Here is a 23,787-nt window from a genome sequence, read left to right as displayed (position 1 = left end):
GGCTCAGCCCCGCCCGGAGATCTGCTGCACCGCCCAGGCGTTGCCGTCCGGGTCGGTGAGGAAGACGAAGCCGACGTTGTCCAGCGGGTGCGGGACCGGGCGCGGGTTCTGCCCGATCACCTGGATCTCGCTGACCTCGACGCCCCGCTCGACCAGCTCGGCACGGGCCTTCTCCAGATCGGGCACGACCAGTTGCAGCCCCTTCAGCGAGCCGGGCGGCATCTCGGGCACGACGCCCCGGCCGAGGACGATCGAGCACCCGGAGCCCCGGGGCGTGAGCTGGACGACCCGTCCGACGCCCCCCAGGTCGGTGTCGTGGTCGACGGCGAAGCCGAGCCGGTCGGCGTAGAACTCCTTGGCCCGGTCCACGTCGGAGACCGGCACCACCACCACTTCGAGTGTCCAGTTCATCGCCTCAGGGTGACCGCCGCGGGCCGCCGCTTCAAGCGCGACAGGCCCCGGCGCGCCGCCGGGGCCTGTCGGATCGCTCAGGATCAGCAGGCGTACGCCTCCAGCCGGTTGGCCCGCTCCGGGTCGCGCAGCTTGAGCAGCGTCACCTTCTCGATCTGCCGGATCCGCTCCCGGGACAGCCCGAACTCGCGGCCCACCTCGTCGAGGGTGCGCTGCCGGCCGTCGTCCAGGCCGAACCGCAGCCGGATCACCGCCTGCTCCCGCTGGGAGAGGGTGGCCAGCACGATGCGTACCTCGTTGCGGAGCTCGCCGTCACCGGCGGTGTCACCGGGGTCCGCGTTGGGGTCCACCGCGGCCACGAAGTCGCCCAGCGCGCTCTCGCCGTCCTCGCCGACGGTCTGGTCCAGGCTCACCGGCTCCCGGTCGTACGAGATCAGCTCGATCACCTGGAACTCCGGGATCTCCAGCGCGGTGGCCACCTCGGCGACGGTGGGCTCCCGGCCCAGCGTCACCGCCAGCTCGCGGCGCACCCGGACCATCCGGTTGACCTGCTCGACCATGTGCACCGGGATGCGGATGGTGCGGGCCTGGTCGGCCATGGCGCGGGTGATGGCCTGGCGGATCCACCAGGTGGCGTAGGTGGAGAACTTGTAGCCCTTGGTGTAGTCGAACTTCTCGACCGCGCGGATCAGGCCGAGGTTGCCCTCCTGGATGAGGTCGAGGAACGCCATGCCACGGCCGGTGTAGCGCTTCGCGATGCTCACCACGAGCCGCAGGTTCGCCTCCAGCAGGTGGTCCTTGGCGGCGCGGCCCTCGGCCGCGACCAGCTCCAGGTCGGCGCGCAGCTCGGCGGAGACCGGGGTGCAGGTGGAGAGCTTCTCCTCGGCGAAGAGGCCGGCCTCGATCCGCTTGCTCAGCTCGACCTCCTGGGCCGCCGTGAGCAGCTTGGTGCGGCCGATGCCGTTCAGGTACGCCCGGACCAGGTCCGTGGAGACGCCGCGCTCGTCAGTGGCGTCCAGGTCGGTCAGGGTGACGTCCATGTCCTGGTGCTCGATCATCTGCTGGGCCATCTCGATTTCTCCCCGTGTCCGTCGTGCCGTACCGGTTCCGTGTCGTCCGCCGACGCGGTGGTGCCGGTGATGAACAGCTTGGCGGGCGGGGCGTGAAACGGGAGTGAGGCGATCGGGGACCCGACAGCAATCCGGGCGGAACGCCGGCTGTGCCTTGCCGGCCCCGGTTACCGTGCCAGCGGCCGGCCAAGCGGGCCCGGTGACGCACAGGCGATCGGAGGACGTGGTGGTCTTCAAGCGGCTCATGCAGGCGATGGGTGTGGGTGGACCGTCGGTGGAGACGGTGCTGGCCAACCCGAACTGCCGCCCCGGCGGGCAGGTGGAGGGCCGGATCCAGGTGGTCGGCGGGGACCACCCGGTGGACGTGAGCTATGTCGCGCTGGGCCTGGTGACCCGGGTCGAGGTGGAGAGCGGCGACTCGGAGTACGACACCACGCAGGAGTTCGGCCGGGCCCAGGTGACCGGCGCGTTCCGGCTGGACCCGGGGCAGCGCTACGAGGTGCCGTTCCGCTTCCAGGTGCCCTGGGAGACCCCGCTCACCGACCTGTACGGCCAGCACCTGCACGGGATGACCATGGGCCTGCGCACCGAGCTGGAGGTGGCCCGGGCGGTCGACAAGGGCGACCTGGACGCGGTGGCCGTGCACCCGCTGCCCGCCCAGGAACGGCTGCTGGAGGCCTTGCTGCGACTGGGTTTCCGGTTCGCCCGGGCCGACGTCGAGCGCGGCCACATCTACGGCCTGCGGCAGAGCCTGCCGTTCTACCAGGAGATCGAGTTCCACCCGGCGCCGCAGTACGCGCGGGCCATGAACCAGCTCGAACTCACCTTCGTCACCGACCCGCACCAGATGCACGTGGTGCTGGAGCTGGACAAGCGCGGCGGGCTGTTCACCGAGGGCCACGACGCCTTCGGCCGCTTCACGGTCGACCACGCCACGGCCGACCGTACCGACTGGACCGCCCAGCTCGACGGCTGGCTGCGGCAGTCACTGTCCCGCCGCGGCCTCTTCTTCTGACGGCCAGCGCGGGTCAGAGGTCCAGGAGGAGGGTTCGGGGGCCGACGTTGACGCTCTCCACGAGCATGTGGGTGCGGAAGCGGCCGGTCTCCACCTTGGCCCCCCGGGCGCGCAACGCGTCGACGACGGCGTCGACCAGCGGTTCGGCGACCTCCGCCGGGGCCGCCGCGGTCCAGCTCGGCCGTCTGCCCTTGCGGGCGTCGCCGTAGAGGGTGAACTGGCTGACCACGAGGATCGGCGCGGCGGTGTCGGCGGCGCTGCGCTCGTCGTCCAGGATGCGCAGTTCGTGGACCTTGCGGGCCATGGTGGCCGCCACCTCCGGGGTGTCGGTGTGGGTCACGCCGAGCAGCACCAGCAGCCCGTCCGCGATCGCACCGACCACCTCGCCGTCGACCGTCACGGCCGCCCGGCCCACCGTCTGCACCACCGCGCGCATCAGTCCGCCACCGGCTCGACCAGGCCCCGCTCCACGAGGTGCGCCACGATGGGTCCGGCCGCCTCGGCCAGCTCGTCCGGCGCGACGTCGTGCGCGGCGGCCAGCAGGGCGAGCTGGTCGCGCAGCGGCAGCCGGCCGTCCGCGCCGCCGACCAGGGCGAGCACCAGCGGGTCGATCTCCTCGGACCAGCGCAGCCCGTGCGGCATGGCGAGGACCTGCCGGTCCACCGCCCAGCCGTCGGCGCCCATGGTGGCCTCCTGGCGCAGCTGGAGCCCGTCGGCGGCCCGGTAGCGGGCGGCGAGCAGCCCGTCGGTGTCCCGGGCGCGCAGCCAGTCCTGCCGGTCGAACCACTCGCCGACGCGGTCGCCCAGCGGCGGCTCGACCCGCTGGCGCAGGTCCTCGACCCGGACGACCGGTTCGTCGTGGCCGGCCCGGCGCAGCGAGACGATGCCGAACCCGACGGCCTCCACCTTGTGCGCGTCGAACCAGTCCAGCCAGGCCGCCATCCGCTGCGGGTCGGCCGTCTCGCCGACGTCGGTGACCCAGAGGTTCACGTACGCCATGGGGTCGGCCACCTCGCGCTGGATGACCCAGGCGTCCAGCCCGGTGCCGGCGAACCAGCCGGTCACCCGCTCGGCCCAGTCCTCGCCGGTGACGTGCACCCAGTTGGCCAGGTACTGCATCGTCCCGCCCTCGGTGAGCAGGTGCGGGGCGGCGGCGGCCAGTTCGGCGCCGATCGCGTCGCCGACCCGGCCGGAGTCCCGGTAGACGTGCGTGGTGGTGCCGGGACCGACCACGAACGGCGGGTTGCTGACCACCAGGTCGAACCGGCGGCCGGCCACCGGGGCGACCAGATCGCCGCGGAGCAGTTCCCAGTCCTGCCCGTTGAGGGCGGCGGTGGTGGCGGCGAAGCGCAGCGCCCGCTCGGAGACGTCGGTGGCGGTGACCCGGCGGGCGTGGGTGGACAGGTGCAGGGCCTGGACGCCCGAGCCGGTGCCCAGGTCCAGCGCGGTCTCCACGGGCCGGCGGACGGTCGCGCCGATCAGCGTCTGGGTGGCACCGCCGATGCCCAGCACGTGCTCGGCGTGCAGCGGGCGGCCGGGCCGGGCGCTGGCCGGCACGTCGGCGAGCACGAACCAGTCGTCGCCGTACGGCTCCAGGTCGACGCCGGCGCGCAGCCCGTCACCGTGCCGCTCGACCAGGCCCCCGGCCAGGGCCTCCTCGACGGTCAACGGGGCGAGCGCGGCGGCCACGGCCGGCTCCGGCTCGGTCTGGTCGCAGATGTAGACCCGGATCAGCGTGGCGAGCGGGTCGCGGTCCTCGGTGGCGCGCAGCGCGGCGCGGAAGTCGTTGCGGGCCACCGCCCCGGTGGCCTGCGGCCCGAGCCGGTCGGCGAATCCGTTGGCGGTGAAACCGGCCCGGGTCAGTGCGGTGCGCAGCGCGTCGACCCCGGCGGGGGAGAGCAGCATGTCGTGACGGTCCACGTCGTCATCCTGCCTCGCCGTGGAGGGCGTGCGGCCGGCACCCGGCAGATCCATACCACCAGCTCAGGGTATCGGCCGTTATCTCTTTCATGTCCATCGATGTATGGCTACCATCTGCCCCAACATCCGCCGATGGGCGTCCCCGGTGACCGAGAGCCCGGGCGCGCCCGGTAGGGAGCCAGACGATGTCCGACGTGTCCGTTCCCCGGCGGCGCGCGCTGCGCGCGCTCGCCGTCACGGCCGCCGCCGCGGCCCTCACCGCCGCCGCCTCCACCCCCGCCCTCGCCGCACCGACCGGCGACGTCCGCTACGCCTCCGCCCCCGACGCCATCAGCGGCAGCTACCTCGTGGTGCTGAAGGACGACGCCGTCGGCGCCGCGAACAGCCTCGCCGCCCGCACCGCCGTGCCGGACCGCGCCGCCGGCCTGGCCAGGCGCTACGGCGGCAGCGTCGGCACGGTGTGGAGCGCCGCCCTCACCGGCTACAGCGCGAAGCTGAGCCCCGCCCAGGCCCGCCGGCTGGCCGCCGACCCGGCCGTCGCCTACGTCGAGCAGGACCGGGTGGTGACGACGCAGGCCACCCAGACCAACCCGCCGTCCTGGGGCCTGGACCGGATCGACCAGCGCAACCTGCCGCTGAACGCCAGCTACACCTACCCGAACACGGCCTCGAACGTCCGGGCGTACATCATCGACACCGGCATCCGGACCACGCACACCGACTTCGGTGGCCGGGCCTCCTGGGGCACCAACACCGTCGACTCCAACAACACCGACTGCAACGGCCACGGCACCCACGTGGCCGGCACGGTCGGCGGCACCCGGTACGGCGTGGCCAAGGGCGTCCGCCTGATCGCCGTGAAGGTGCTCAACTGCTCCGGCAGCGGCAGCACCACCGGCGTGGTGAGCGGCATCAACTGGGTCACCTCGAACGCCGTGAAGCCGGCCGTGGCCAACATGAGCCTCGGCGGCGGCGCCAGCAGCTCGATCGACAACGCGGTGACCAACTCGGTGAACTCCGGCGTCACGTACGCGGTCGCGGCCGGCAACTCCACCGCCAACGCCTGCAACTCCTCGCCGGCGCGGGCCGCCGCCGCGATCACCGTCGGCTCCACCACGAGCAGCGACGCGCGCTCGTCCTTCTCCAACTACGGCTCCTGCGTGGACATCTTCGCCCCCGGGTCGAGCATCGTCTCCGCGTACCGGACCAGCGACACGGCCAGCAGCACGCTGAGCGGCACCTCGATGGCCTCGCCGCACGTGGCCGGCGCGGCGGCGCTGGTGCTCGGCGCCAACCCGTCGTACAGCCCGGCGCAGGTGACCAGCTACCTGACCAGCAACGCCACCACCGGCAAGGTGACCAACCCCGGCTCCGGCTCGCCGAACCGGCTGCTCTTCGTCGTCAACTGACGATCGCGGCCGCACGGCCCGGTGGACCCCACCCCGGTCCACCGGGCCGTGTCGCGCACACGGGCGGCGGCGGGCGCGGCAGGATGGAGGGCATGACGCTCTCGCTGCCCATCGACCCGCAGGCCAACGAGCTCCTGGCGCGCAGCCCGCTGGCGCTGCTCCTCGGCATGGTGCTGGACCGGCAGGTGCCGATGGAGAAGGCCTTCTCCTCCCCGTACGTGCTGGCCCAGCGGCTCGGCCACGAGCCGGACGCCCGGGAGCTGGCCGAATACTCCCCGGAGGCCCTCGTCGAGCTGTTCGCCACGCCGCCGGCCCTGCACCGGTTCCCCAAGGCCATGGCGGCCCGGGTGCAGGAGGTCTGCCGGGCCCTGGTCGAGCGCTACGACGGCGACCCGGCCCGGCTCTGGTCCGAGGCGGCCGACGGTCGGGACCTGCTGCGCCGGGTCGGCGAGCTGCCCGGCTTCGGCCGGCAGAAGGCGCAGATCTTCGTGGCCCTGCTCGGCAAGCGGTTCGGGATCACCCCGGACGGCTGGCGCGAGGCGGCCGGCGGCTACGGCGACGCGGACGCGTACCGGTCGGTGGCCGACGTGACCGATCCCGAGTCGCTGCGGCGGGTCCGGGAGTTCAAGCAGCGGATGAAGGCGGAGGCGAAGGCCGCCAAGGGCTGACGCAACCCGGGCCCGCCCTGGCTCGTTGTCATGATCGTCAAGGCGGCGGCGACGGGCGGGTGATGACGGACGAGCGGGGGGCGGAACTCCTGCGCGGCGGCGGGGGCAGCCACCGCGCGACCTTCCTGGAGCTCTTCCTCGACGTCGTCTTCGTCTTCGCCTTCACCCGGGTCTCGCAGCGCCTGATCGACGACGTGGCGGCGGGCGGCGGTCGCCTGCCGCTGGAGCTGACGCAGACCCTGGTGCTGCTGCTCGCGCTCTGGATGGTCTGGTCGCTGACCGCCTGGGCCACCAGCCACTACGACCCCGAGCAGCCACCCATCCAGGCCGTGATGATCGGGTCCATGTTCGGCAGCCTCGTGATGGCCGTGTCGGTGCCGGCCGCGTACGGCCCGCACGGGTTGAGCTTCGCCGCCGGGTACGTCGCCATCCAGCTCGGCCGCTCGCTCTACCTGACCGTGGCGCTGCGCCGGCACTTCCAGCGGCACCTGTCCAGCCGGATCCTTGTCTGGTCGGCCGTCTCGGCCGTGCTCTGGATCGGGGGTGGCCTGGTCGGGGAGGACGCGCGGCTGCTCTGCTGGGCGCTGGCCCTGGTGATCGACTACGTGGGCGTGGTCACCGGCTGGCCGGTGCCGCGGCTGGGCCGGGCGGCGGCCACGGCGTGGACGGTGACCGGCGAGCACCTGGCCGAGCGGTACCAGCAGTTCATCATCATCGCCCTCGGCGAGATGATCTTCGTGGCCGGCGTCGGGTTCAGCGGCAGCGACTTCACGCTGCTGCGCTGGATCGCCCTCGTGGACGCCTTCGCCACCACCGTGCTGCTCTGGCGGATCTACTTCCACCGGGCCGGCTCGGTGCTGGTCGAGGCGGTGGCCGAGGCCCGGCAACCGGCCCGGCTCGGCCAGTCGGCCACCTGGACCCACCTGACGATGATCGCCGGCATCGTCACCACGGCGGTCGGCTACGAGGTGGCCATCGCCGAGCCCGGGGGACACGCCGACGCGGTGCGGGTGGCGGCCATCGTCGGGGGCCCGGCGCTCTTCGTGGTCGGCCGCGCCCGCTTCGAGTACGAGGTGTTCGGCCGGGTCTCCTGGTCCCGCGCGATCGGCCTGCTGCTCCTGGTGCTCGGCGTGCCGCTGCTGAGCCGGCTGCCGCTGCTCGGCATCGCGGTCGGCGTCACGGTGGTGCTGACCGGGATGGCCGTCGCCGACGCGCTGCGGGCGCGGGGCCGCCCGCCGGAGCGCCCCGCCTCGCCCATGTGAGCCGCCGCCACCGGGGCACGCAACCGGCGCGGCGGCCCGGTCGTTGGGAGCCAGGACGGCGGACGGGGGTGACACGGTGGACGAACGCGGTGCGGCGCTGCTGCGCCCGCCGGAGAGCGCCGCACGTGCCACCTTCCTGGAGCTCTTCTTCGACCTGGTCTTCGTCTTCGCGCTGACCCGGGTCTCCCAGCGGCTGATCAACAGCCTGCCCGCCACCGGTTGGACGCTGGCCGCCGCGGTCGGCCGTACCGTGCTGCTCTTCCTGGTCCTGTGGCTGGTCTGGACGATCACCGTCTGGGTGACCAGCCGCTACGAGCCGGAGCAGACCGTCATCCAGGCCGTGGTGGTCGGCACCATGTTCGCGAGCCTGGTGATGGGGGTGGCGCTGCCGCGGGCCCTGGAGGAGCGGGCGCTGCCGTTCGCCCTCGCGTACCTGGCCGTGATGCTCGGCCGGCCCCTGGTGATCGCCGCCGCGCTGCACGGCCACCCACGGCGGCTGGTCCCGCTCCGGCTGGCTGCCTGGGCGGCGGCGACCGCGCCGCTCTGGCTGGCCGGGGCGCTGGGCCCGGACGACACGCGCCTGCCGCTCTGGGCGCTCGCGCTGATCGTCGACTACGCCGCCCTGTTCACCGGCTGGCCGCTGCCCCGGCTCGGCTCCTCGCCGATCCTCGGCTGGCGGATCGCCGGCGAGCACCTGGCCGAGCGCTACCAGCAGATCTTCCTCATCTCGCTGGGCGAGTCCATCCTGGTCATCGGGGTCACCTACAGCGGCGAGAAGTTCTCCGGCGAGGGCGCGGGCGCCTTCGTGGTCGCCTTCGTCACCACCGCGCTGCTCTGGCGGATCTACTTCCACCGGGCCGGGCACCTGCTGGCCGAGGCGCTGCGGCTGGCGCCCGTGCCGGGCCGGCTCGGCACGTCGGCCACGATCACCCACCTGGTCATCGTGCTCGGCGTGCTCACGGCGGCGGTCGGCTACGAGGTGGTCATCGCCGAGCCGTTCCACCGGTCCGACCCGAGCCTGCTGCTCTTCGTGGTGGGTGGTCCGCTGATCTTCCTGGCCGGCCGGGCCCGCTTCGAGTACGAGATCTTCGGGCGCGTCTCGCTGCCCCGGATCCTCGGCGCCGGCGTGCTGCTCCTGCTCGTGCCGCTGCTGGCGCACGGTCCCGCCGTGCGGGCCCTGTGGCTGGTGGCCGCCGTGCTGGCCGTGGTGGCGCTGCTGGACGCGCGGCGCAGCCGGGGTCGCCCACGGGAGATGTCGGCCTCCCCGCTGGGGCGGACGGGGCCGGAGAGCAGCGGCCCGGAGGCCTGACGCTCAGGCGGCGGTGGGGCGGGACAGCGCGGCCAGGGCCCGGCGCACGTCGGCCAGGGAGACGGTGGCCGAGTCGTCGAGGTCGGCCAGACCGGCCTCGATCCACTGGCGCATGAGGGTGGTCACCCCGATGCCGCGCGTCTCGGCGGCCGCCCGGACCCGCTCGTACGTATCCAGCGGGAGGCGCACCGAGCGGCTGACCATGGGCACGTCGGTGTCGGGGGTGGGCAGCTCCGCGGGCTGCGTCTCGTCGATCAGGTCGGCGAGCGCGTCGCCGCCGTCGTGGAACCGCTTCGTCGCCTCGTTACGGTGCATCGTGACCGCCTCCTCGTCGGCGTGACCTCCGCACCGCGTCGTCGTAGCGCTTGGCCTCGACGTCGCTCAGTTCGCGGGCGGAGAGGATGTCCCAGTCGTTGTCGGTGCCGTCGGCCTCGGCCAGCAGCACCGCGAGGCGCCGCCCCCGGTGGTCGGTCGCGTAGACCACCATGACGTCGTCCCCGAGGTGCCGGATGACCCGCCGTGTGCTGTGCAGGGCCTCCCAGACTTCCCCGGGCGTGACGTCGTAGACCCGCAGGTTGGCCAACGCCTCGTCGGAGAAGCTGAACCGGTTGCCCACGAGGCGAGCGTACCACGTGCGTAACACGCGACTGCCTTGTCACGATTTTCGCCGATCATCCGTCAGGGGTGACAGGATGAGTCGTAATCCCCTCGAGGAGGTCCGTGGTGAAGCGTCAGGCGTATCAGCCGATCCTGATCACCGACGCCTCGCGCAGCCAGGACGACCAGCTCACCAGCCGGCAGAAGCGCTACGTGCTGATGATGGGAATCCGGGTCGTGTGCCTGGTGATCGGTGCGGTTCTGATGGGCGTCAAGGCGCCGCTGCTCTGGCTCTGGCTGCCGCTCTGCGGTCTCGGGATGGTGCTCATCCCGTGGCTCGCCGTGCTGCTGGCCAACGACCGCCCGCCCAAGGAGCAGCACCGCCTGGCCGGGAAGTTCCAGCCCCGCCACCGCGACGAGACCCCGCCCATGGCGCTGTCCGCCGAGGAGCGCCCCCACAAGGTCATCGACGCCGAGCCCTGACCGGCCCGGGCGGCAGCCGCCCGGACCGGTCCGCCGTTTCAGGGCTGGGGGCGGGCGCCGACGGTGGTGACCGCCAGGGCGCCGAGGTCGCCGGCCCGGGCCAGCGCCGTGCGCGGGTCCGCGCCGGCCAGCCAGGCGGTGAGCAGGCCGGCGGCGAAGGCGTCGCCCGCCCCGGTCACGTCCACCACGGCCACTCCGGGCGCCGGGGCCGTCTCGACCAGCCCGGTCCGGTCCACCCAGACCGCGCCGGCCGCCCCCCGCTTCACCACCACCCGCCGGGCCACCGAGGTCAGCGCCCGCGCCTGCGCCGCCGGGTCCAGCCCGCCGGCCAGCACCGTCGCCTCGTCCGTGTTGACCAGCAGCAGGTCGACGTCGCGTACCCAGGTCAGGAACGCCGTGCCGACCCGCCGCAGCGGCGCCGCGGAGGCCGCGTCGACGCTGGTGGTGAGCCCGCGCTCGCGGGCGGCGGCCAGCGCGCGCAGGCCCGCGCCGCGCGACCCGACGTCCAGCAGGGTGTACGCGGACAGGTGCAGGTGCCCGGCGTCGGCCGCCGCCGCGACGGCCCGGTCGACGTGCCCGGTGGTCAGCCGCAGGTTCGCCCCGCGCTGGCTGACCATGGTGCGCTCCCCGTCGTGGGTGAGCACGATGACGCTGCCCGTCGGGTAGCCCTCGTGGCGCTCCACCGCGCAGGTCACCCCGACCCGCTCCAGTTCGGCGACCCGCTCGCGGCCCGTCTCGTCATCGCCGACCGCGGCGACCAGCGTGACGGCCGCCCCCTGGCCGGCGAGCCAGGCCGCGGTGTTCGCCGCCTGGCCGCCGCCGCTGAACCGGATCCCGGCCGCGGTGTCCGAGCCGGTGGCGAGGGGGCCGGAGAGCACCGCGAGCACGTCGGTGATCACGTCGCCGACGACGACGATGCGCGGCTCGGGGCTCATGCCGAGGTGACGGTGCGGCGGGCCGCCGCGGCGACCGCGATCCGCGCCGCCAGGTCGGCGTTGCGCAGGATGATCCGCACGTTCACGGCCAGGCTGGCGCCCTCGGTGGCGGAGTGGAAGTGAGCCAGCAGGAACGGGGTCACGGCCTTGCCGGTCACCCCGTCGCGGGCCAGCATCTCCAGGCCTGCGGCCAGGGTGCGGTCGTGCAGCGCCGGGTCGAGCTGCTCGTCGACCGGCAGCGGGTTCGCCACGATCAGCCCGCCCCGGTGCACGCCCTGCTCCCGGCGGGCGGTCAGCACGTCGGCCGCCTGCTCCGGCGACTCCACCGACCAGTCCAGGTCGAAGCCGGCGTCGGTCAGGTAGAACCCGGGGAAGCGGCGGGTGCGGTAGCCCACCACGCTGACCCCGAGGGTCTCCAGCCGTTCCACGGTGGCGCCCACGTCGAGGATCGACTTCACGCCGGCGCAGACCACGGCGATCGGGGTCCGGGCCAGGGTGACCAGGTCGGCCGACTCGTCGAAGGTCTGCGCCGCCTCCCGGTGCACCCCGCCGAGCCCGCCGGTGGCGAAGACCCCGATTCCCGCCGCCGCGGCCACCGCACTGGTCGCCGCCACCGTGGTGGCGCCGTCGGCGCCGGTCGCCGCCGCCACGGCGAGGTCGCGCACCGAGAGCTTGCTCACCCCGTCGACGGTGGCGAGGCGGGTGAGCTGGGCGTCGTCCAGCCCCACGATCAGCTCACCGGCGACCATCCCGATGGTGGCCGGGACGGCCCCCGCGTCCCGTACCGCCTGCTCGATCTGGCGCGCGACGTGAAGATTGTCCGGCCGGGGCAGGCCGTGCGAGACGATGGTGCTCTCCAGGGCGACGACCGGGCGCCCGTCGCGCAGGGCGCCGGCCACCTCGGTGCCGAGACTGATGTGAAAGTTGGTCACTTCGGCTACGGTACGGGCCGCTTCCGGCGCGGGCCCAGGTGGACCGGGCCGGATCGACCTGCAAAACTGGACCGTTGGAGGTGTAGTCGTGAGTACAGAGGTTCTCGAGCGTCCCGAGCTGAAGGACGCCGACACCGGCCCGGAGATGTTCCACTACGTCCGCAAGGAGAAGATCGCGGAGAGTGCCGTCATGGGCACCTTCGTGGTGGCCCTGTGCGGCGAGACGTTCCCGGTCACCAAGGCGGCCAAGCCGGGTTCCCCGGTCTGCCCCAAGTGCAAGGAGATCTACGACTCGTACGCCGAGTGATCCCGGGCGGCCGATCCGGCCGCCCGCGTAACCTGCGGCGGTGACCACCTCCACCGCCCTGCTCCTCGCCGACCTCACCGGCGTGGCCGTCTTCGCGGCCTCCGGCGCCTCCGCGGCGGTGGCCAAACGGCTCGATCTCTTCGGGGTGGTCTTCGTCGGCGTCGTGGCCGCCCTCGGCGGCGGGATCTTCCGCGACCTGGTCATCGACGAGGTGCCCCCGCTGGCCTTCGGCGACTGGCGGTACGCGGTCACCGCGGCGGTCACCGCCGCCGCCATCTTCTGGCTCCATCCCCAGTTCGCCCGGCTGCGCACCACCGTGCTGGTGCTCGACGCGGCCGGTCTCGCCCTGTTCACCGTCACCGGCACGCTCAAGGCCCTCGACGCCCACGTGCCGGCCGTCGGCGCCTGCATGATCGGCATGCTCACGGCGATCGGCGGCGGGCTGGGCCGCGACCTGCTCACCGGCGAGATCCCCGTGGTGCTGCGCCGGGAGATCTACGCCGTGGCCGCGCTCGCCGGCTCGATCGCCGTGGCGCTGCTGTCGGCGTACGGGGCGGCGACCGCGGTGCCGCTGACCGCCGCGGCCGTCTTCGTCTTCGCGCTGCGCCTGGTGTCCCTGCGGCGGCGCTGGTCCGCCCCGGTGCCGGCGCTGCGGCCGCCGCGCACCGGCGCCCGGGGACCGCAGCTCTGAGCCGTCGCGCGGCGGGGTGGGCGGATGTGACCAGCGTGGCGTCGAGTGGGGCGGAACGCCCCCGCTGGTTATGCTGAGTCGGCCTTCGCGGCACCGGATGCGCGAGGGCGTTTTCATGGGCGGCGGCACCCGTGGCCCTCGGCCGGGGTCCGCCGTCGTGCGGTCGGAGAGGAGCTACGCGTGGCACCGCGGTTGCCGGCGCTCGACACGTTCCCACCCCTGCGTGCCTGGCAACGCAAGGCGATGGTGGAGTACCTGCGCCGCCGCACCGAGGACTTCACGGCGGTCGCCACGCCCGGCGCCGGCAAGACCACCTTCGCCCTCCGGATCGCCGCCGAGCTGCTGAACGACGGCACCGTCGAGGCGGTCACCGTGGTCGCCCCGACCGAGCACCTGAAGACCCAGTGGGCCGAGTCCGCCGCCCGGGTCGGCATCCAGCTCGACGCCGCCTTCCGCAACGCCGACCTGCACTCCGCGGCCGACTTCCACGGCGCGGTCGTCACCTACGCCCAGGTGGGCATGGCGCCGCAGGTGCACCGGCGGCGCACCATGACCCGGCGCACCCTGGTCATCCTCGACGAGATCCACCACGCCGGTGACTCCCGCACCTGGGGCGACGGCGTCAAGGCGGCCTTCGAACCCGCCGTACGCCGGCTGATGCTCACCGGCACGCCGTTCCGCTCCGACGACAACCCGATCCCGTTCGTCAGCTACGAGCGGGGCGGGGACGGGCTGCTCCGCTCCCGCGCCGACTCGGTCTACGGCTACTCCGACGCGCTGCGCGAGGGCGTGGTCCGGCCGGTGCTCTTCCTGGCGTACTCGGGGGAGACCCGGTGGCGCACCAACGCGGGCGAGGAACTGGCCGCCCGGCTGGGCGAGCCGATGACGCAGGACCTCATCGCGCAGGCCTGGCGTACCGCGCTGGACCCGGCCGGCGACTGGATGCCGCAGGTGCTGCGGGCCGCCGACGCCCGGCTGACCGTGCTGCGCGCCAACGGCATGCCCGACGCCGGCGGCCTCGTGATCGCCAGCGACCAGCAGGTGGCCCGCTCCTACGCCAAGCTGCTGGAGCAGGTGACCGGTGAGAAGGCCGCCGTGGTGCTCTCCGACGACCAGGGCGCCTCCGCGCGGATCGCGACGTTCGCGGCCTCCGAGCAACGATGGCTCGTCGCGGTGCGGATGGTGTCCGAGGGCGTCGACATCCCCCGGCTGGCCGTCGGCGTCTACGCGACCAGCGCCAGCACCCCGCTCTACTTCGCGCAGGCGATCGGCCGGTTCGTCCGGGCCCGCCGGCCCGGCGAGACGGCCTCGGTCTTCCTGCCCAGCGTGCCGCACCTGCTGGGCCTGGCCAGCGAGATGGAGGCCGAGCGGGACCACGTGCTCGGCAAGCCCAAGGACTCCGACGGCTTCGACGACGACCTGCTGGAGCGTGCCCAGCGGGACGACCAGGCCAGCGGCGAGCTGGAGAAGCGCTTCGCCGCGCTCTCCGCGACCGCCGAGCTGGACCAGGTGATCTTCGACGGCGCGTCGTTCGGCACCGCCGCCCAGGCGGGCACCCCGGAGGAGGAGGAATACCTCGGCCTGCCCGGGCTGCTCACCGCCGACCAGGTCTCCATGCTGCTCACCAAGCGACAGGCCGAGCAGCTCGCCGCGCAGCGGCGCAGGGCCGCCCAGCGGACCGCTGAGCCGGCCGCTGCGGCCCCGTCGGCGGCCCCGCCGCCGATGAGTGCGGCCCAGCGTCGGGTGGCCCTCCGGCGGCAGCTGAACGCCCTGGTGGCCGCCCGGCACCACCGCACCGGCCAGCCCCACGGCAAGATCCACGCCGAGCTGCGCCGCCTCTGCGGCGGCCCCCCGAGCGCCCAGGCGACGATCGAACAACTGGAAGAACGCATCGCCACGGTCCAAACCCTCTAAACCACCCCCCCGGCCCCCGGCCCCCCGGCCCCCCCGGCCCCCTCACCCGGTCCGGGTGATCATGAGGTTAGCGGCGATGTGGATCTCTGAAACTGCCGCCAACTTCATGATCGACGGGGCGAGGCGGGGGCGAGCGGGGGCGAGCGGGGGCGAGCGGGGGCGAGGCGGGTGGCGGGTGGGTGCGTAAAAAGCCGGCCGGAGGTCCCTGGGGACCTCCGGCCGGCTTTATGTCGAGTTGCGGATTCCTTACTCAGTTCGCCATCAGATCGGCGCCACGCCAGCTGAACTCCGGGTCCGACGCGTAGCGCACGGTGATCTTCACGAGATCCTCCGCGTACTTGTTCGCGTGGTGCCCACAGAACACCAGCTCGCTCCCACCCGCCAGAGTGATCCGGAGCTTGCCGGCAGCATTGCAGCGGTCGCACCGTTCATCGGCGGCCGGGGGGCTCACCGTCTCGGGCGGCGGCGTGAGGGTCGGGGTCATCGCCTTCCTCCTCTGGTCGTCACCGATGAACACTCTCTTCGGTTGCTCACCTATCGTGCAACACCCTTCTCGGGCCCTGCCTTCCCTGTGTGCCCGTCGGGGACGGAGGTCACACCTGGCGTGGAAGACAGTGTGCCGTGCACCAAGGGTGCCACGTCAACGATCACAAACGGGCAACCGTCAGGTCACCGGAGAGTGTTCTACGGCTGGTGATCAAACCGACACGTCTGGTTGACGCGTGGCGGTCAGTCCAGGTAGTCGCGGAGCACCTGGGAACGCGAGGGGTGCCGCAACTTGGACATGGTCTTGGATTCGATCTGCCGGATGCGCTCCCGGGTCACGCCGTACACCTGGCCGATCTCGTCCAGGGTGCGGGGCTGGCCGTCGGTGAGGCCGAAGCGCAGGCGCACGACGCCCGCCTCGCGCTCGGACAGCGTCTGGAGGACCTGCTGGAGCTGGTCCTGCAGCAGCGAGAACGACACCGCGTCGACCGCGACGACGGCCTCGGAGTCCTCGATGAAGTCGCCGAGCTGGCTGTCGCCCTCGTCACCGATGGTCTGGTCGAGCGAGATGGGCTCCCGGGCGTACTGCTGGATCTCCAGCACCTTCTCCGGTGTGATGTCCATCTCCTTCGCCAGCTCCTCCGGGGTGGGCTCGCGGCCCAGGTCCTGGAGCAGCTCGCGCTGGATCCGGCCGAGCTTGTTGATCACCTCGACCATGTGCACCGGGATGCGGATGGTGCGGGCCTGGTCGGCCATGGCGCGGGTGATGGCCTGGCGGATCCACCAGGTGGCGTAGGTGGAGAACTTGTAGCCCTTGGTGTAGTCGAACTTCTCGACCGCGCGGATCAGGCCGAGGTTGCCCTCCTGGATGAGGTCGAGGAAGGCCATGCCGCGGCCGGTGTAGCGCTTGGCCAGCGAGACGACCAGCCGGAGGTTGGCCTCCAGCAGGTGGTTCTTGGCCCGCTCGCCGTCCCGGGAGATCCACAGCAGGTCGCGCTGCATGTCGCGGGTGAGCTTCTCCTCGCCCTCGTCGGCGGCGCGCAGCCGCTCGGCGGCGTAGAGGCCGGCCTCGATCCGCTTGGCGAGCTCGACCTCCTGCTCGGCGTTGAGCAGCGGCACCTTGCCGATCTGCTTCAGGTACGCCCGGACGGAGTCGGCGGAGGCGGTCAGCTCGGCGTCCCGGCGCGCCTGCTTGAGTGCCTCGGACTCCTCGTCGTCCCACTCGAAGTCGTTGTCGGTGGCGGAGCTGGCCGCGTCGGCCTCGGCGGCCTGGGTCAGCTCGGCCGGCTCCTCGACCACCACGTCCTCGATCTCGGCGGCGAGTTCCTCGGGGTCGATCTCGCCCTCGGCGCCCTCGCCCTTCGGGGCGTCCTTGGCCGGCTTCGCGGCCGCCGTCTTGGCGGCCACGGTGGCCTTGGTGGCCCGCGTGGTCTTGGTGGCCTTCGCCGGGGCGGCGGCCTTGGCGGCCACCTCGGCGGTGGTGCCGGCGGCCTTCCGGGCCGTCGCCTTCCGCGGGGCGGGTGCCGGGGCCTCCTCGGCGGCCGGCGCCTGCTTCGGGGCGGGCGCCGCGGCCTTCTTGGTGGTCTTGGCGGTGGTGGCCCGGGAGGCCGGGGTGGCGGACCGGGCGGCGGCGACCCGGCGGCGGGTGCTCGCGGAGCCGTCCACGACCACCGTCACGCCCGCCTCGGAGAGCGCACGGAGGATCTTCTTGGCCTGGGCCGGGGTCACCTCGGCGGACTCGACGGTGCGCGCGAGCTGGGCCGACGTGAGCTGGCCGCCGGCGCTCTGCGCGTGGGCGATCAGGGTGTCGGTGAGCGAGCGAACGTCGGCGCCGGTCTGGCGTGGTTCTGTCACGAATGACCTTCCGGAGGCGAAGAGCGAGCACGGCCGGGTCGTCCGGCGCAGTGCGGAACGCCGTGCCGGGCGATGTCGTTGAGGGACCCCCGTGTCCCGGGCCGACCGGTCGCTGGCGGTCCGTGGCGCGTGGGGCAGGGTGAATTGTAACGCCGTCTGCGGCGATCATCCTGCGCCGCACGGTGGACCGGCCGTACGGACCACTGATTAGGCACAGTTGTGGACTTTGTAAGGATGATACCCGCGCACGAACCGGCCGGTCCGGATCGTGCCGGAAGGGGACGAACATGATCGCCTCGGCGCCCACGCCGCAGGAACTGCTCACGATCGCCGTCGAGGTCGCGCGGGACGCCGCGGCCACCGCGCACCGGATGCGGGCCGAGGGGGTCTCGGTCGCCGCGACCAAGAGCACCGTCACCGACGTGGTCACGGCGGCCGACCGGGCGGTCGAGCGCCAGGTGCTGGAGGCGCTGCGGGCGCGGCGCCCGGGCGACGCGGTGCTGGGCGAGGAGTACGGCGCGGGGGAGACCGGCCCGGCCGCCGAGGACGGGGTGCGCTGGATCGTCGACCCGATCGACGGCACCGTCAACTATCTCTACGGGCTGCCGTACTGCGCGGTCTCGCTGGCCGCGGAGGTGGCCGGCGAGGTCGTCGCCGGGGTGGTGCGCAACGTGGTCACCGGCGACGAGTGGACCGCCACCGCGGGCGGCGGCGCCTGGCGGGACGGGCAGCGGCTGCGCTGCTCCGCCGAGACGGACCTCGGGCAGGCGCTGGTGGCCACCGGGTTCGGCTACGACGCCGGGCGCCGGGCGCACCAGGCCCGGGTGGTCGCCGAGTTGATCCCGCAGGTGCGCGACATCCGCCGGATGGGCGCGGCCGCGCTCGACCTCTGCCTGGCCGCCGAGGGCCGGGTGGACGCCTACTACGAGAAGGGGCTGGCCGCCTGGGACCTCGCCGCGGGCGGGCTGGTCGCGCGCGAGGCCGGGCTGCTGGTGACCGGGCTGTCGGGCCGGCCGCCCGGTCCGGACCTGGTGCTCGCCGCGCCGCCCGCGCTGCACGAGCCGCTGCACACCCGGCTCGCCGCCCTGGACGCCTCCGGCGGCCCGTGACCGGTCCCGCCGATACGAGAAGGGGTGGCCGCTCCGGCGGCCACCCCTTTCGTGACGGCGGTTACTTGACGGGGCCCGGGCAGGTGCCGGCCGGCGCCTGCGGCGAGCCGAGGTCACCCAGGGACTGGTTGACCTCGGTGGTGGTGGCCAGCTGCTGGAATCCGTTGCCGAGGATCACGTCGACCGTGTCGTCCTTGCGCTTCAGGTCCGGTTCCAGCTTGGCGTTGTTCAGGAAGTAGGCCCGCAGCAGGTGTGCGGAGCCGACGCCCTTGGGGCCGAAGCGCAGCACCGCCACGTCGTCCACGGCCTTGGGGGCGTTGCCCTCCTTCTTGACCTGGAACTTGCGGTTGCGGAAGTCGTCGGCGACGCTGCCGGCCAGCCCGACCTCCTCGGTGCCGTTGTAGACGTTGATCTTGACGTCCTTCTGCTCGCGCAGCCGCACGTCGGCGATCGGCCAGCCCTCGGGGCAGTTCTCGGCGGTGCCCGCCTTGCTCTGGGTGTCGCGGAGCACCGCGACCACGACGAAGACCAGGGCGATGGCCGCCAGCAGTCCGACGACAACGAGTGCCCGCACTCGCGCAAAACTCATTCTGGGCGCTCCCCGGACGGTGATTGGGTGGCGGCGACCGCCGGCGGTCGGTCCGCCCGCCGGCCGTCGAGTACGCCGCTGAGGTTAACGCTTGTCCGGCTGTCGCGTGGAAACAGTCCGACATACCGGCGCGCCACCGAGGGAACGGGTACTACTACCCCTATCTTCGTGTCGCCTGAGTCACATTGGGAACAACTTCGGGCGCAGGGGCGTACATCTCTGCCGCGAGGGCGGTATACATGCCTCGCCCAAAGGGGGGGTAAGGTTCCGCGCTCGCTGGGGGAGTTCCTTCCTGGCGGTCCCGGCCCACGACGGTCGGGTCGGGTGACCGACACATTTGGTGGCCGGCCAGCGGAACCGAAACAGCGTCGTCCGGCGTTACAACCGGAAGCGACCATATCGATATGGGAGAGTGAAACCGATGGCCACCGACTACGACGCCCCGCGTCGCGACGAGGTCGACCTCGGCGAGGACAGCCTGGAAGAGCTCAAGGCCCGGCGCGTCGACACACAGTCGGGCGCCGTGGACGTCGACGAGGCCGAGGTGGCCGAGAGCTTCGAGCTGCCCGGCGCCGACCTGGCCGACGAGGAGCTCACGGTCAAGGTGCTACCGATGCAGCAGGACGAGTTCCGGTGTGCCCGCTGCTTCCTGGTCCACCACCGCAGCCAGCTGGCGGTCGAGCGCAACGGCGAGCTGATCTGCCGCGAGTGCGTCTGACCCCGACCCGAGACACCAGCGGCGGCCTCCTCGACGGGGCCGCCGCTTATCGAGCCGCCGTGCGCCGGTGGCGGGAAGCTGCTTGACTCGTACCGGCGGCTGAAACGCCGCGGAGCAGGAGGGCGGACGGGTGAGCGAGCGCAGCGAGCGGGCCGACGGGCCGGGCGCCGAGGGGGACGGCGCCGCCCGGCCGACCGACGAGAAGGCCCGCGCGAGCGCCGCCGCCGAGTCGACACCGCAGGATGCGGACGGCGACCAGCCCGGCGCGGACGGCGGCCGGCCGAGTGCCGACGCCGACGAGCTCGGGGCGACCGTCGCGGCGCTGACCGCCGACGACCTGCCCGTGGCCCGACGTCGCCAGCTGCTCACCCGGCTCGTCGGCCAGGCCCGCGCCCGCGGCATCTCCGACCTGTTCAAACCGAAGGCCGCGGTCCGCTGGATGGCGGACACGGTCGCCGAGATCGCGCCGCACGTGCCGATCCGCGACCTGGCCACGCTCCGGAAGCACTTCCCCGGGCTCGACGACGAGGCCCTCGCCGACCGCCTGATCCGCAACGCGGCCCGGACCACCGCCGGCGTGGGCGCGGCCGGTGGCGGGGTGGCCGCGGTCGAGTGGGCGGTCACCCCGACCCTGCTCTCGGCCCCGGTGCTGCTGGCCGCCGAGACGGTCGCCGTGGTGGCGATCGAGCTGAAGCTGATCGGCGAGCTGCACGAGGTGCACCGGGTGCCGCTGCCCACCGGCGGCGCGCAGCGGGCCGTGTCGCTCGTGCAGTCCTGGGCCACCCAGCGGGGCGTCAACCCGATGATGCCGGGGGTCGGGGTCAGCGCGGTGCTGGGCACCGCCGCCCGCCGCGAGCTGCGCGACAGCCTGCTGCGCCGGTTCGGCCGCAACCTCACGACGCTCGGCCCGTTCCTCACCGGCGCCGCCGTGGCCGGCTATCTCAACCGGCGTGCCACCCGCGCCCTCGGTGACCAGCTCCGCAAGGACCTGCGCCACCAGGCTCGCGCACTGCCCGGCACACGCCCCTGACCCCGGGGACCGCCGGGCGGGTCAGGCGGCGTCGCGGGCGGCGAGCAGGGCCGTGGCCAGCTCGACCGGCCGCCGGGAGCTGACCACCCAGAACGGGGTGGGGTCGTCGGGGTCGTCCAGCACCACCTGCACGGCGCCGCCCACCCACGGGCGCTGCACCACGAAGGCGAGCGGGTCGGCGCCGACGCCGAGCACCTCGCGCCGGCCGGCCGCGTCCAGCGGCACCGCGTCCGCGATGAAGCGCACCGGCAGGCGCGCGTCGTCGACCCGCAGCTCACCGTCGCGCACCGTGACCCGGATCCGGCCCAGCCACCACAGGGTGGCCGCGGCCGCCGGGATCAACAGCACGAACGGCAGCCAGGCCCGGACGCCGGTCGCGCCCATCCACAGCTCGGCGGCGAGCAGCCCGGCGAGGGCCAGGCCGATCGGCCAGGCCCACCAGGGCAGCCCGAGACGCTCCGAGTAGGCCGCGGCGGCGGCCACCGGGGCGGCCGGGGATGACGACTGACGCACACTCCGAGGGTACGGCGCGCGGGCGGCCGCCGAACCGGCAGGATGGCAGGGTCACCCCCGCATGGACCGGACGGAAGAGGATCACCGTGACAGACGTCGTACCCGTGCCCGTACGACAGCTCGACCCGGAGCTGCCGCTGCCGGCGTACGCCCATCCCGGCGACGCGGGCGCGGACCTGGTGGCCGCCGCGGACGTGGAGCTGCCGCCCGGTGGGCGGGCCCTGGTGCCGACCGGTGTGGCCATCGCCCTGCCGGAGGGGTACGTCGGCCTCGTGCACCCCCGATCGGGGCTGGCGGCCAGGCTCGGCGTGACGGTGCTCAACGCGCCCGGTACGGTCGACGCCGGCTACCGGGGTGAGATCCTGGTCAACCTGATCAATCATGATCGGGAGACGCCGGCGAAGATCAGCCGGGGCGACCGGATCGCGCAGCTCGTGGTCCAGCGCGTCGCCCGGGCCGAGTTCCAGCCGGTGGTCGAGCTGCCCGCGTCCCGGCGCGGGACCGGCGGCCACGGCTCCACCGGCGGGCACGCCGGACTGGTCCCGGCTCCGGCGGGCGGGCGGACGGAAGAGGTGGCAGGGTGAGTGCGAACAGCGGAGGGTGGGCGCAGTGATCTTCTCCCGTAAGCGGGCCGAGGGCGCGCGGCACGCGCGTGACGAGCGGGACACCGGGGTCCTCGACGAGGAGACCCCGCAGTCGCCGGCCCGTGGCCCCTACGACGTGTCCGAGGCGCCCGACGCGCCCCGGCTCGACCTGGGCAGCCTGCAGATCCCGGCGGTGCCGGACGTCGAGGTGCGGGTGCAGGCCGACCCGCAGGGCGTGATCCAGCAGGTGGTGCTGGTGCACGGCCAGAACGCCCTCCAGCTCGGCGTCTTCGCCGCGCCCCGCTCCGAGGGCATCTGGGACGAGGTGCGCGAGGAGATCCGGCAGTCGCTGTTCAACGACGGCGCCGCCGCCCAGGAGGTCGAGGGGGAGTACGGCACCGAGCTGCGCGCCCGGGTCCGCACCCCGGAGGGCATCACCGACCTGCGCTTCGTCGGCATCGACGGGCCGCGCTGGATGGTGCGCGGGGTCTACCAGGGCGAGGCCGCCACGAACCCGGCCGCCGCGGGCCCTCTGGAGGCGTGCCTGGACGGCCTGGTCGTCGACCGCGGCCAGGAGGCCAAGCCGGTCCGTGAGCCGCTGCCGCTGCGACTGCCCCGCGAGGTGGCCGAGCAGCACGCCCAGCAGGAGGGCGCGCCGCAGCAGCGGGAGGCGTGAGCCCTCAGCCTCGCGCCGCAGCAGCGCGAGGCTGAGGTCTGAGCACCGCGATCCGGGCCCGGTCGGAGTCGGCGTGACGTCGACGACGCCGGGCCCGTCGCGTGGGCGGCCACGGTGGCGCTACGCCCCGACGCCGGTCCCGCCCGGGGGCCGGATCGGCGTACGCTGGCGGGACGGTTCCGGCACCCCGGGGCCGACCCAGAGCCGGCGCGAGCCGGCCGGCGTGGAGAGGGTGACGCGGAGGTCATGACGACCGACGAGAGCCGGGTGTCGCTGCGGCGGTTCCTGCAACGGCTCACCGCGAGCGAGGCCGAGATCGAGGCGCAGGAGCTGCAACGGGAGAGCGCCGAGTGTGGCGGCATGCCGGCCCGCCAGTGCTCGCGCGGCCAGGTGGTCTCGGTCACCGGGCGGCTGCGCACCGTGGTCTACACGCCCCGGACCAACCTGCCCACGCTGGAGGCCGACCTCTACGACGGCAGCGACGTGGTCACCCTGGTCTGGCTGGGCCGGCGGCACATCGCCGGCATCGAGCCGGGCCGGCACCTCACCGCCCGCGGCCGGGTGGCCGTACGGGACGACCGCAAGGTGATCTACAACCCGTACTACGAGCTGGAGTCGCCGAAGTGACGACCGGACAGCACACCGAGCCGGAACTCGGGCCGGAGGACGAGCGGCTGCCCAGCATCGCCGAGCAGATGGCCGACCAGCTCGGCGGCTGGCGGGGCCTGGTCGAGTCGAGCATCCCCGTGGTGGTCTTCGTGATCGCCAACGTGGTGGGCGACCTGCGTCCCGCGGTGATCGCCTCGGTGGCGGTGGCGCTGCTGATCGCCGGGCTGCGGCTCGCGCAGCGCCGGCCGGTGCGGCACGCCGTCAACGGCCTGTTCGGCATCGCCATCGGCGCGGCCATCGCCTGGCGCACCGGCGACGAGCGCGACTTCTACCTGCCCGGCATCCTCTACGGCATCGGCTACGGCCTGGCCCTGCTGCTCTCGGCGGCCATCCGGCAGCCGCTCGTCGGCTGGATCTGGTCGGTGCTGGTGGCCAAGGGCCGCTCCGAGTGGCGGGACGACCCGCGGCTCGTGCGCACCTTCACCCAGCTCACCGTGCTCTGGGGCGTGGTGTGGCTGGCCAAGGTCGGCGTGCAGGCCGGGCTCTACCTTGCCCACCAGGACACCGCGCTGGGCGTGGCCCGGCTCGCCCTGGGCTACCCGCCGTACGCGCTGCTGCTGCTGATCACCGTCTGGGTGGTGCGCCGGGTGACCCGGGAGACCGCGCCGGCGCCGCTGCCGGGGGCCTGAGCCCCCG

27 protein-coding genes and 1 pseudogene are annotated in these 23,787 nt (G+C 73.6%); 16 read left to right on the top strand and 12 right to left on the bottom strand.

All coding sequences use genetic code 11. The features are described from left to right. Positions 1 to 3 precede the first annotated feature (3 nt). Both GA0070214_RS27375 and sigB read right to left on the bottom strand, forming a co-directional pair. Positions 4 to 411, bottom strand: coding sequence for a VOC family protein (locus GA0070214_RS27375; protein WP_091269390.1), 408 nt, complete (start codon positions 409 to 411; stop codon positions 4 to 6). Positions 412 to 494: 83 nt separating this feature from the next. Then, the gene (gene sigB, locus GA0070214_RS27370; protein ID WP_091269389.1) at positions 495 to 1,481 is read right to left on the bottom strand and encodes an RNA polymerase sigma factor SigB; all 987 of its coding nucleotides are present in this window, start codon (positions 1,479 to 1,481) and stop codon (positions 495 to 497) included. 226 nt (positions 1,482 to 1,707) lie between these two features. Between sigB and GA0070214_RS27365 the strand changes: the two genes are divergently transcribed. Next, positions 1,708 to 2,496, top strand: coding sequence for a sporulation protein (locus tag GA0070214_RS27365; protein ID WP_091269450.1), 789 nt, complete (start codon positions 1,708 to 1,710; stop codon positions 2,494 to 2,496). A 13-nt stretch (positions 2,497 to 2,509) separates the two neighbouring features. Here the strand turns inward: GA0070214_RS27365 and dtd are convergent, their stop codons facing one another. Continuing rightward, on the bottom strand, positions 2,510 to 2,932 hold the full coding sequence (gene dtd, locus GA0070214_RS27360; RefSeq protein ID WP_091269388.1) for a D-aminoacyl-tRNA deacylase: 423 nt from the start codon (positions 2,930 to 2,932) through the stop codon (positions 2,510 to 2,512). After that, on the bottom strand, positions 2,932 to 4,416 hold the full coding sequence (locus GA0070214_RS27355) for a DUF7782 domain-containing protein (protein ID WP_208602930.1): 1,485 nt from the start codon (positions 4,414 to 4,416) through the stop codon (positions 2,932 to 2,934). The genes dtd and GA0070214_RS27355 overlap by 1 nt, the downstream gene beginning before the upstream one ends. 185 nt (positions 4,417 to 4,601) lie before the next feature. On the opposite strand from GA0070214_RS27355, the pseudogene GA0070214_RS27350 reads away from it, so the two are divergent. From GA0070214_RS27350 to GA0070214_RS27335, 4 genes and pseudogenes are all read left to right on the top strand, one after another. Then, positions 4,602 to 5,816 (top strand): annotated as a pseudogene (locus tag GA0070214_RS27350) (S8 family peptidase); the annotation flags it as partial. Positions 5,817 to 5,908: 92 nt separating this feature from the next. Beyond that, entirely contained in the window at positions 5,909 to 6,493 is a 585-nt protein-coding gene (locus tag GA0070214_RS27345) for an HhH-GPD-type base excision DNA repair protein (RefSeq protein ID WP_091269386.1), read from the top strand. A 62-nt stretch (positions 6,494 to 6,555) separates the two neighbouring features. Continuing rightward, positions 6,556 to 7,755, top strand: coding sequence for a low temperature requirement protein A (locus GA0070214_RS27340; RefSeq protein ID WP_091269385.1), 1,200 nt, complete (start codon positions 6,556 to 6,558; stop codon positions 7,753 to 7,755). Positions 7,756 to 7,831: 76 nt separating this feature from the next. Continuing rightward, positions 7,832 to 9,064: a low temperature requirement protein A gene (locus GA0070214_RS27335; protein ID WP_091269384.1), complete on the top strand. Its 1,233-nt coding sequence runs from the start codon at positions 7,832 to 7,834 to the stop codon at positions 9,062 to 9,064. Between the two features lie 3 nt (positions 9,065 to 9,067). On the opposite strand, the gene GA0070214_RS27330 is transcribed toward GA0070214_RS27335, so the two are convergent. Together GA0070214_RS27330 and GA0070214_RS27325 are read right to left on the bottom strand one after the other, a co-directional pair. After that, entirely contained in the window at positions 9,068 to 9,379 is a 312-nt protein-coding gene (locus GA0070214_RS27330) for a hypothetical protein (protein WP_091269383.1), read from the bottom strand. After that, a complete protein-coding gene (locus tag GA0070214_RS27325; RefSeq protein ID WP_244167872.1) occupies positions 9,369 to 9,680 on the bottom strand; it encodes a hypothetical protein in 312 nt (103 codons plus the stop codon). The genes GA0070214_RS27330 and GA0070214_RS27325 overlap by 11 nt, the downstream gene beginning before the upstream one ends. A gap of 107 nt (positions 9,681 to 9,787) precedes the next feature. On the opposite strand from GA0070214_RS27325, the gene GA0070214_RS27320 reads away from it, so the two are divergent. Then, positions 9,788 to 10,144, top strand: coding sequence for a DUF3099 domain-containing protein (locus GA0070214_RS27320; RefSeq protein ID WP_091269448.1), 357 nt, complete (start codon positions 9,788 to 9,790; stop codon positions 10,142 to 10,144). A gap of 38 nt (positions 10,145 to 10,182) precedes the next feature. Here the strand turns inward: GA0070214_RS27320 and GA0070214_RS27315 are convergent, their stop codons facing one another. Continuing rightward, complete coding sequence (locus GA0070214_RS27315) at positions 10,183 to 11,079, bottom strand: carbohydrate kinase family protein (RefSeq protein WP_091269381.1); 897 nt, start codon at positions 11,077 to 11,079, stop codon at positions 10,183 to 10,185. Continuing rightward, positions 11,076 to 12,011 (bottom strand): pseudouridine-5'-phosphate glycosidase, encoded by a 936-nt coding sequence (locus GA0070214_RS27310; protein WP_091269380.1) that lies wholly within the window; start codon positions 12,009 to 12,011, stop codon positions 11,076 to 11,078. The genes GA0070214_RS27315 and GA0070214_RS27310 overlap by 4 nt, the downstream gene beginning before the upstream one ends. Positions 12,012 to 12,099: 88 nt before the next feature. On the opposite strand from GA0070214_RS27310, the gene GA0070214_RS27305 reads away from it, so the two are divergent. From GA0070214_RS27305 to GA0070214_RS27295, 3 genes are all read left to right on the top strand, one after another. Further along, complete coding sequence (locus GA0070214_RS27305) at positions 12,100 to 12,318, top strand: DUF3039 domain-containing protein (RefSeq protein WP_030502976.1); 219 nt, start codon at positions 12,100 to 12,102, stop codon at positions 12,316 to 12,318. Positions 12,319 to 12,358: 40 nt separating this feature from the next. Continuing rightward, positions 12,359 to 13,009, top strand: coding sequence for a trimeric intracellular cation channel family protein (locus tag GA0070214_RS27300; protein ID WP_091269379.1), 651 nt, complete (start codon positions 12,359 to 12,361; stop codon positions 13,007 to 13,009). 180 nt (positions 13,010 to 13,189) lie between these two features. Further along, entirely contained in the window at positions 13,190 to 14,923 is a 1,734-nt protein-coding gene (locus tag GA0070214_RS27295) for a DEAD/DEAH box helicase (protein WP_091269378.1), read from the top strand. A 250-nt stretch (positions 14,924 to 15,173) separates the two neighbouring features. Here the strand turns inward: GA0070214_RS27295 and GA0070214_RS27290 are convergent, their stop codons facing one another. Both GA0070214_RS27290 and GA0070214_RS27285 read right to left on the bottom strand, forming a co-directional pair. Next, a complete protein-coding gene (locus GA0070214_RS27290) occupies positions 15,174 to 15,407 on the bottom strand; it encodes a DUF7455 domain-containing protein (protein ID WP_013284786.1) in 234 nt (77 codons plus the stop codon). 245 nt (positions 15,408 to 15,652) lie between these two features. Next, positions 15,653 to 17,263: an RNA polymerase sigma factor gene (locus GA0070214_RS27285; protein ID WP_091269377.1), complete on the bottom strand. Its 1,611-nt coding sequence runs from the start codon at positions 17,261 to 17,263 to the stop codon at positions 15,653 to 15,655. 287 nt (positions 17,264 to 17,550) lie between these two features. Here GA0070214_RS27285 and GA0070214_RS27280 point away from each other — a divergent pair, with 287 nt between their 5' ends. Further along, positions 17,551 to 18,372, top strand: a complete 822-nt coding sequence (locus GA0070214_RS27280; RefSeq protein WP_091269376.1) for an inositol monophosphatase family protein — start codon at positions 17,551 to 17,553, stop codon at positions 18,370 to 18,372. A gap of 61 nt (positions 18,373 to 18,433) precedes the next feature. Here the strand turns inward: GA0070214_RS27280 and GA0070214_RS27275 are convergent, their stop codons facing one another. Further along, positions 18,434 to 18,946, bottom strand: coding sequence for a LytR C-terminal domain-containing protein (locus GA0070214_RS27275; protein WP_208602936.1), 513 nt, complete (start codon positions 18,944 to 18,946; stop codon positions 18,434 to 18,436). A 436-nt stretch (positions 18,947 to 19,382) separates the two neighbouring features. On the opposite strand from GA0070214_RS27275, the gene GA0070214_RS27270 reads away from it, so the two are divergent. Beyond that, complete coding sequence (locus tag GA0070214_RS27270) at positions 19,383 to 19,679, top strand: DUF4193 domain-containing protein (RefSeq protein WP_091269374.1); 297 nt, start codon at positions 19,383 to 19,385, stop codon at positions 19,677 to 19,679. 130 nt (positions 19,680 to 19,809) lie between these two features. Next, a complete protein-coding gene (locus GA0070214_RS27265) occupies positions 19,810 to 20,709 on the top strand; it encodes a hypothetical protein (RefSeq protein ID WP_091269373.1) in 900 nt (299 codons plus the stop codon). Positions 20,710 to 20,730: 21 nt separating this feature from the next. Here the strand turns inward: GA0070214_RS27265 and GA0070214_RS27260 are convergent, their stop codons facing one another. Next, positions 20,731 to 21,222, bottom strand: a complete 492-nt coding sequence (locus tag GA0070214_RS27260; protein WP_091269372.1) for a DUF3093 domain-containing protein — start codon at positions 21,220 to 21,222, stop codon at positions 20,731 to 20,733. A gap of 86 nt (positions 21,223 to 21,308) precedes the next feature. On the opposite strand from GA0070214_RS27260, the gene dut reads away from it, so the two are divergent. The 4 genes from dut (at position 21,309) to GA0070214_RS27240 (ending at position 23,780) form a co-directional block, all read left to right on the top strand. Then, complete coding sequence (dut, locus tag GA0070214_RS27255; protein ID WP_208602929.1) at positions 21,309 to 21,806, top strand: dUTP diphosphatase; 498 nt, start codon at positions 21,309 to 21,311, stop codon at positions 21,804 to 21,806. A gap of 25 nt (positions 21,807 to 21,831) precedes the next feature. Then, positions 21,832 to 22,482: a DUF3710 domain-containing protein gene (locus GA0070214_RS27250; RefSeq protein ID WP_091269371.1), complete on the top strand. Its 651-nt coding sequence runs from the start codon at positions 21,832 to 21,834 to the stop codon at positions 22,480 to 22,482. Between the two features lie 246 nt (positions 22,483 to 22,728). Beyond that, entirely contained in the window at positions 22,729 to 23,109 is a 381-nt protein-coding gene (locus GA0070214_RS27245; RefSeq protein ID WP_091269370.1) for an OB-fold nucleic acid binding domain-containing protein, read from the top strand. Further along, the gene (locus tag GA0070214_RS27240) at positions 23,106 to 23,780 is read left to right on the top strand and encodes a DUF3159 domain-containing protein (protein WP_091269369.1); all 675 of its coding nucleotides are present in this window, start codon (positions 23,106 to 23,108) and stop codon (positions 23,778 to 23,780) included. Before GA0070214_RS27245 ends, GA0070214_RS27240 begins: the two co-directional genes overlap by 4 nt. Positions 23,781 to 23,787 lie beyond the last annotated feature (7 nt).

The organism is Micromonospora chaiyaphumensis, assembly GCF_900091435.1.
Taxonomy (GTDB): domain Bacteria; phylum Actinomycetota; class Actinomycetes; order Mycobacteriales; family Micromonosporaceae; genus Micromonospora; species Micromonospora chaiyaphumensis.
This window is presented reverse-complemented; position numbering and strand designations above follow the sequence as displayed.